The sequence below is a fragment of the Hypericibacter sp. genome, from assembly GCF_050729195.1.
GTDB lineage: Bacteria > Pseudomonadota > Alphaproteobacteria > Dongiales > Dongiaceae > Hypericibacter.
The window spans coordinates 1-5,955 of sequence record NZ_JBOHKS010000110.1 but is presented as its reverse complement, the minus strand read 5'-3'; the positions used below and the strand labels follow the sequence as shown (position 1 = coordinate 5,955).

General features: G+C 67.0%; 5 protein-coding genes. 1 reads left to right on the top strand and 4 read right to left on the bottom strand.

All coding sequences use genetic code 11. The features are described from left to right. The 4 genes from ACREE8_RS08265 to ACREE8_RS08250 all read right to left on the bottom strand — a co-directional run. Nucleotides 1-251, bottom strand: a 251-nt coding sequence (locus tag ACREE8_RS08265; RefSeq protein ID WP_431572507.1) for a hypothetical protein, incomplete at its 3' end; no start/stop codon positions are given. Then, entirely contained in the window at nucleotides 244-3,258 is a 3,015-nt protein-coding gene (locus ACREE8_RS08260; protein WP_431572506.1) for a sarcosine oxidase subunit alpha family protein, read from the bottom strand. The genes ACREE8_RS08265 and ACREE8_RS08260, both read right to left, overlap by 8 nt. Nucleotides 3,259-3,271: 13 nt before the next feature. Then, on the bottom strand, nucleotides 3,272-3,553 hold the full coding sequence (locus tag ACREE8_RS08255) for a sarcosine oxidase subunit delta (RefSeq protein ID WP_431572505.1): 282 nt from the start codon (nucleotides 3,551-3,553) through the stop codon (nucleotides 3,272-3,274). A 13-nt stretch (nucleotides 3,554-3,566) separates the two neighbouring features. Beyond that, nucleotides 3,567-4,820 (bottom strand): sarcosine oxidase subunit beta family protein, encoded by a 1,254-nt coding sequence (locus tag ACREE8_RS08250; protein ID WP_431572508.1) that lies wholly within the window; start codon nucleotides 4,818-4,820, stop codon nucleotides 3,567-3,569. A 218-nt stretch (nucleotides 4,821-5,038) separates the two neighbouring features. On the opposite strand from ACREE8_RS08250, the gene ACREE8_RS08245 reads away from it, so the two are divergent. Next, a partial coding sequence (locus tag ACREE8_RS08245; RefSeq protein ID WP_431572504.1) for a GlxA family transcriptional regulator occupies nucleotides 5,039-5,955 on the top strand: 917 nt, incomplete at its 3' end.

Below are 5,955 nucleotides of genomic sequence, written 5' to 3'. Positions count from 1 at the left end.
AGCCAGAGAGCCCTGAGCTCGCCCGCGCGGGCGACGCTGTTGGGCGCCTGCGGCAAAGCGATGTTGGTCGCCTGGCGCACGCCGTCGACGAAGGCGGGGTCGACCACATTGCCGCGCAGATTGATCTGGCAGCGATGCGGGCGCTCGGCCAGGACGATCTCGGCCTCCTGCAGCAGACCGGTCTGCGAGGCGGCGCGGGCGCGCAGGCCCAGATGGGCCAGGGGCGAGCGGCGCAGATAGGGCTCAACCATTGAGGCGGGTCCCTTCGATGTCGAAGAAGCGGGCTTCGGTCACCTTGGCGCGGATCGTGCGATCGACCAGCGGGATGAAGACCGTGTCGCCCATGCGGTTGCGGCCGTTCTTGAGCACGGCCATGGCGATCGAGCGGCCGACATTCGGGCTGTAATAGCTCGAGGTGACATGGCCGATCATGGCCATCGGCGGCTTGCGCTCGAGCTCGGCCACGACCTGGCCGCCCTCGGGGATGAGTTCGCTCGGATTCTCGGTCAGGAGCCCGACCAGGTGCTTGCGGTCGGGGCGGGCCGTGTCGGCGCGCTTATGGGCGCGCTTGCCGAGGAAGTCGGGCTTGGATTTGGCGACGGCCCATTCCATGCCGAGATCCTGCGGCGTCTGGGTGCCATCGGTCTCCTGGCCCACGATGATGAAGCCCTTCTCGGCGCGCAGCACATGCATCGCCTCGGTGCCGTAGGGCGTAACGCCGTATTTCTCGCCAGCCGCCATCAGCGCTTCCCAGAGGGCGAGGCCGTAGCTCGAGGGCACGTTCACCTCGTAGGTGAGCTCGCCGGTGAAGCTGATGCGCATGACCCGCGCGGGGATGCCGGCGACATGGCCTTCCTTGTAGGACATGAAGGGGAAGGCCGCGTCGTCGAGCGGGATGTCGGTGGTGAGCTCCGACAGCAGCCGGCGCGCCATGGGGCCGTTGACGCCCACGGTTGCCCATTGCTCGGTCACGGAGGCGCAGAACACCTTCATGCCCGGCCATTCGGTCTGCAGCCATTCCTCGAGCCAGGCCAGCACGCGCGCTGCATTGCCCGTCGTGGTGCTCATCAGGAAGTGGCCTTCGGCCAGCCGCGTGGTGACGCCGTCATCGAACACCATGCCGTCCTCGCCGCACATGAGGCCGTAGCGGCAGCGCCCGACCTCGAGCTTGGTCCAGGCGTTGGTGTAGATCATGTTGAGCAGCTTGGCGGTATCGGGTCCCTGAATGTCGATCTTGCCCAGGGTCGAGGCATCGACGACGCCCACGCTGGTGCGGGTCGCCTTGACCTCGCGATCGACCGCGTCATGCATGGTCTCGCCATGCTTGGGGTAGTACCAGGGACGCTTCCACTGCCCGACATTCTCGAAGAGCGCCCCGGCCTTCTCGTGCCAGCCATGCATCGGCGTGCGCCGGATCGGATCGAACAGGTCGCCATTCTCATGCCCGACGAAGGCGCCGATCGTGACCGGCGTATAGGGCGCGCGGAAGGTGGTGAACCCCACCTCGGGAATCTGCGCGTCGCGGAGGTCCGCCAGGATCGCCAGCGCATTGACGTTGCTGGTCTTGCCCTGGTCGGTGCCCATGCCCATGGTCGTGTAGCGCTTGAGATGCTCGACCGAGCGATAGCCTTCGCGGTTGGCGAGCGCCACGTCGGCCGCGGTCACGTCGTTCTGATGATCGACGAAATGCTTGCCGCCCTGGCCCAGCGGCTTGTCCGACGGCACCAGCCAGAGCGGACGCAGCGGTTCCTCGGCCGGCTCGGTCGAGGTCAGGCTCGGCGCGCTGCCGGCATTCTCGTCGAAGCCCGCTGCCTTGGCGGCCTGGCTGCCGGCGGCGAAGCCCTGCGCCAGGCAATCGGAGGTGCGGAAGGCGGCGTTGATGGCGCCGGCCGTCAGCGTCGCTTCATGCGGCCGATCCGGCACGAAGGAGGAGATCGCCTCGTCGAATTTGAGCGAGCCGCGCGACTGCGAATAGAGATGCACGGTCGGATTCCAACCGCCGGAGACCAGCAGCGCATCGCAATCGATCTGGCGGGCACCGCCGCCGACGGCGTCGCCCGCGGCGTTGAGCGCCATGACCTTGACGCCCTTGATGCGCTTATGGCCGGCGGTGCCGGTGATCGCGTGGCCCGCCAGCAGCTCGATGCCCTTGGCGCGCGCGGCCTGGACCAGCTCGCCCTTGGGCTCGGCGCGGAGATCGATGATGGCCGAGACCGTGGCGCCCGCCTCGGCGAGATCGAGGGCGGCGCGATAGGCGCCGTCATTGTTGGTGAAGAGCACGGTCTTGTGCCCCGGCGTCGTGCCGTAGCGGTTGAGATAGGCGCGGGCGGCCGAGGCCAGCATCGTGCCGGGACGGTCATTGTCGGCGAAGACCAGCGGCCGCTCGATCGCGCCCGCCGCCAGCACGACCTGCTTGGCGCGGACGCGCCACAGGCGCTGGCGCGGGCCCTTGACGCCCGGCCCCAGATGGTCGGTCACGCGCTCGATCATGGCGACATAGTTGTAATCGTAATAGCCGAAGGCGGTGGTGCGGGCGAGGAGCTTCACCTCGGGCATCGCCGCCAATTCGGCGGTGGCACTCGCGACCCATGCGGCCGCGGGCTTGCCGTCGATCGTTTCGGAGGGGCTCGAAAGCAGCTGGCCGCCGAACTCCGATTGCTCGTCGGCGAGGATGACACGGGCCCCGCTGCGGCCGGCGGCGAGCGCCGCGGCCAGGCCGGCCGGACCGCCGCCCACCACCAGCACGTCGCAATGGGTGAATTGCTTGTCGTAGCGGTCGGGATCGGGCTCGGTCGGGCCGACGCCCAGGCCCGCGGCCTTGCGGATGAAATATTCGTATTTCATCCAGGCGCTCTTCGGCCACATGAAGGTCTTGTAGTAGACGCCGGCCGGGAAGATGCGCGAGAGCAGGCTGTTGGTCTCGCCGATATCGAGATCGACCGAGGGCCAGCAATTCTGGCTCGCCGCGACCAGCCCGTCGAAGAGCTCGATCTGGGGCGCCCGGATGTTGGGCTCGGTGCGCGCGCCTTCGCCCAGCTGCACCAGCGCGTTCGGTTCCTCGGAGCCGGCGGTCATGATCCCGCGCGGGCGGTGATATTTGAAGCTGCGCCCGACCAGCGCCACGCCGTTGGCGACGAGCGCCGAGGCCAGCGTGTCGCCCTTGTAGCCGTAATAGGTGCGGTTGTTGAAGGTGAAGCGCAGCGGCTGGTCGCGATCGATGCGGCCGCGCTCGGGATGGCGGTGGCTCTGGCGGCTCATTGGCGCGCGCTCCTCACGACAGCCCCGTGGGCGGCGGCTCGCCCATCTTGTAGACGGCGAGAATCCGGTGCGACACGGTATGGCGCGCGACGTTGAACCAGCGCCGGCAGCCGCGCGCATGCATCCAACGCTCGTAATGCACGCCCTTCGGGTTCTTTCGCATGAAGAGATAGTTCGCGAACTCGGCGTCGTTGAGCGCGTCGGGATTCTCCGGCCGCGCGATATGCGCCTCATGGCCGTAGGAGAACTCGGTCTCGTCGCGCGCGCCGCAATAGGGGCAGGGGATCAGCAGCATCGGGCCTGGTCCTTCAATGAGCGACGCCGGCGGCGCCATGCTCGTCGATCAGATAGCCGGAGACGAAGCGCTCGAGCGCGAAGGGCTCGGCGAGCTTGTGCGGCCGCTCGTTGGCGATGGTGTCGGCGAAGACCCAGCCGGAGCCCGGCGTGGCCTTGAAGCCGCCGGTACCCCAGCCGCAGTTGAAATACATGCCGTCGACCGGCGTGCGGCCGATGATCGGGCTCGCATCCGGGCAGGTGTCGACGATGCCGCCCCAGCTCCGCATCATCTTGAGGCGGCTGAAGATGGGGAAGAGCTCGCAGAGCGCGTTCATCTGATGCTCGAGGATGAAGGGGCTGCCGCGCTGGGCATAGGAGTTGAAGGCGTCGATGCCCGCGCCCAGCACCAACTCGCCCTTGTCGGACTGGCTGACATAGACATGGACCGCGTTCGACATCACCACCGTGTCGAGAATCGGCTTGATCGGCTCGGACACCATGGCTTGCAGAGGATGGCTCTCGATCGGCAGGCGGAAGCCCGCCATGCCGGCGACGACGCTGGCATGGCCGGCGACGACGCAGCCGACCTTCTTGGCGCCGATATAGCCGCGCGTGGTCTCCACACCCTTGACCCGACCGTTCTCGATGCGGAAGCCCGTGACCTCGCAGTTCTGGATGATGTCGACGCCGCGCGCGTCGGCCGCGCGGGCGAGGCCCCAGGCCACCGCGTCATGGCGCGCCGTGCCGCCGCGGCGCTGCAGCGAGGCGCCCAGCACCGGGTAGCGCGACTTGGGATCGGTGTTGAGGATCGGGCAATAGGCCTTGCATTGCTCGACATCGAGGAATTCGGAATCGATGCCGTTCAGGCGGATCGCGTTGACGCGCCGGTTGATCTCGCGCAGGTCGCCCAGGTTGTGCGCGAGGCTCATCAGCCCGCGCTGCGAGAACATGACGTTGAAATTGAGATCCTGGGACAGGCCCTCCCAGAGCTTCAGCGAGTGCTCGTAGAGATGCGCGCTCTCGTCCCACAGATAGTTGGAGCGCACGATCGTGGTGTTGCGGCCGGTATTGCCGCCGCCGAGCCACCCCTTCTCGATCACCGCGACATTGGTGATGCCATGTTCCTTGGCGAGGTAATAGGCCGTGGCGAGGCCATGGCCGCCGCCGCCGACGACGATGACGTCATATTCGGGCTTGGGATCCGGGCTCCGCCAGGCCGTCTGCCAATCCTGATGATAGGAAAGAGCGTTCCGGATCAGGCTGATAATCGAATATTTGGGTCTCAAGGCCACGGGCGTGGGCCTCCTCGGGAGGGGCTGGGCGGCGGACAAAATGGCAGTGGCGGGAAGGGGTTGCAAGCGCCCCCGGGACCGCGTGGCAGGCCCCGGAAATGGCGGTCCGGCGTCGATTCCGGTCTTGCGACCCTACGCCACCATTTATTCATTTCGCGACATAGCGTAGAGTGCGCCCCGTTTCCTGGCCCGACCCCCATTCTGGACGCTCCATGTTCGGTGATCCTCCCCGCGAACTGCCGCAGCAGATCGCTTTCCTGCTGGTGCCCAATTTCTCGATGATCGCCTTCACGGCGGCCGTCGAGCCGCTCCGTCTGGCCAATCGCGCCAGCGGGCGTCAGCTCTATCGCTGGCATCTGTTCTCTTCCGATGGCAAGCCGGTCGCGGCCAGCAACGGGATCGAGCTCAATCCCTCGGGCAATGCGGATCAGGCGGTCAATTTCCACACCGTGATCCTCTGCAGCGGCATCGACGCGCATACCTACAACGATCGCGGCCTGTTCGCGGCCTTGCGCCGCTGCGAGCGACAGGGTGCGGATATCGGGGCACTCTGCACCGGCACGCATATCCTCGCCCGCGCCGGGCTGATGGACGGCTATCGCTGCACGATCCACTGGGAGAACATGGCGGGCTTCGCCGAGGATTTCCCCCAGATCGAGGTGACGAGCGAGCTCTTCGAGATCGACCGCAGCCGCTTCACCTGCTCCGGCGGCACCGCCTCGCTCGATCTCATGCTGAATCTCATCGCCGAGCAGCATGGCCATGAGCTGGCGGCCTCGGTCTCCGACCAGTTCATCCATGAGCGCATTCGCGACCGCCACGACCATCAGCGCATGGCCTTGCCGGCGCGGCTCGGCGTGCGCCATCCCAAGCTGCTCTCCGTGATCAAGCTGATGGAAGAGCATCTGGAGGAACCGCTGGAGCGCCACGATCTGGCCGACGCGGCGGGGCTTTCCAACCGCCAGCTCGAGCGGCTGTTCCGCAAATACCTGAACCGCTCGCCGGCGCGCTATTATGTCGAGCTGCGCCTCAACCGCGCGCGGCTGCTGCTGCTCCAGACCAACATGTCGGTGATCGACGTGGCGCTGGCCTGCGGCTTCGTCTCGGCCTCGCATTTCTCCAAATGCTA

What these genes read in the sequence shown, in the direction of transcription:
- ACREE8_RS08255 (WP_431572505.1), bottom strand. Translation starts at nt 3,553, where the DNA reads ATGCTGCTGATCCCCTGCCCCTATTGCGGCGCGCGCGACGAGACCGAG.
- ACREE8_RS08260 (WP_431572506.1), bottom strand. Translation starts at nt 3,258, where the DNA reads ATGAGCCGCCAGAGCCACCGCCATCCCGAGCGCGGCCGCATCGATCGC.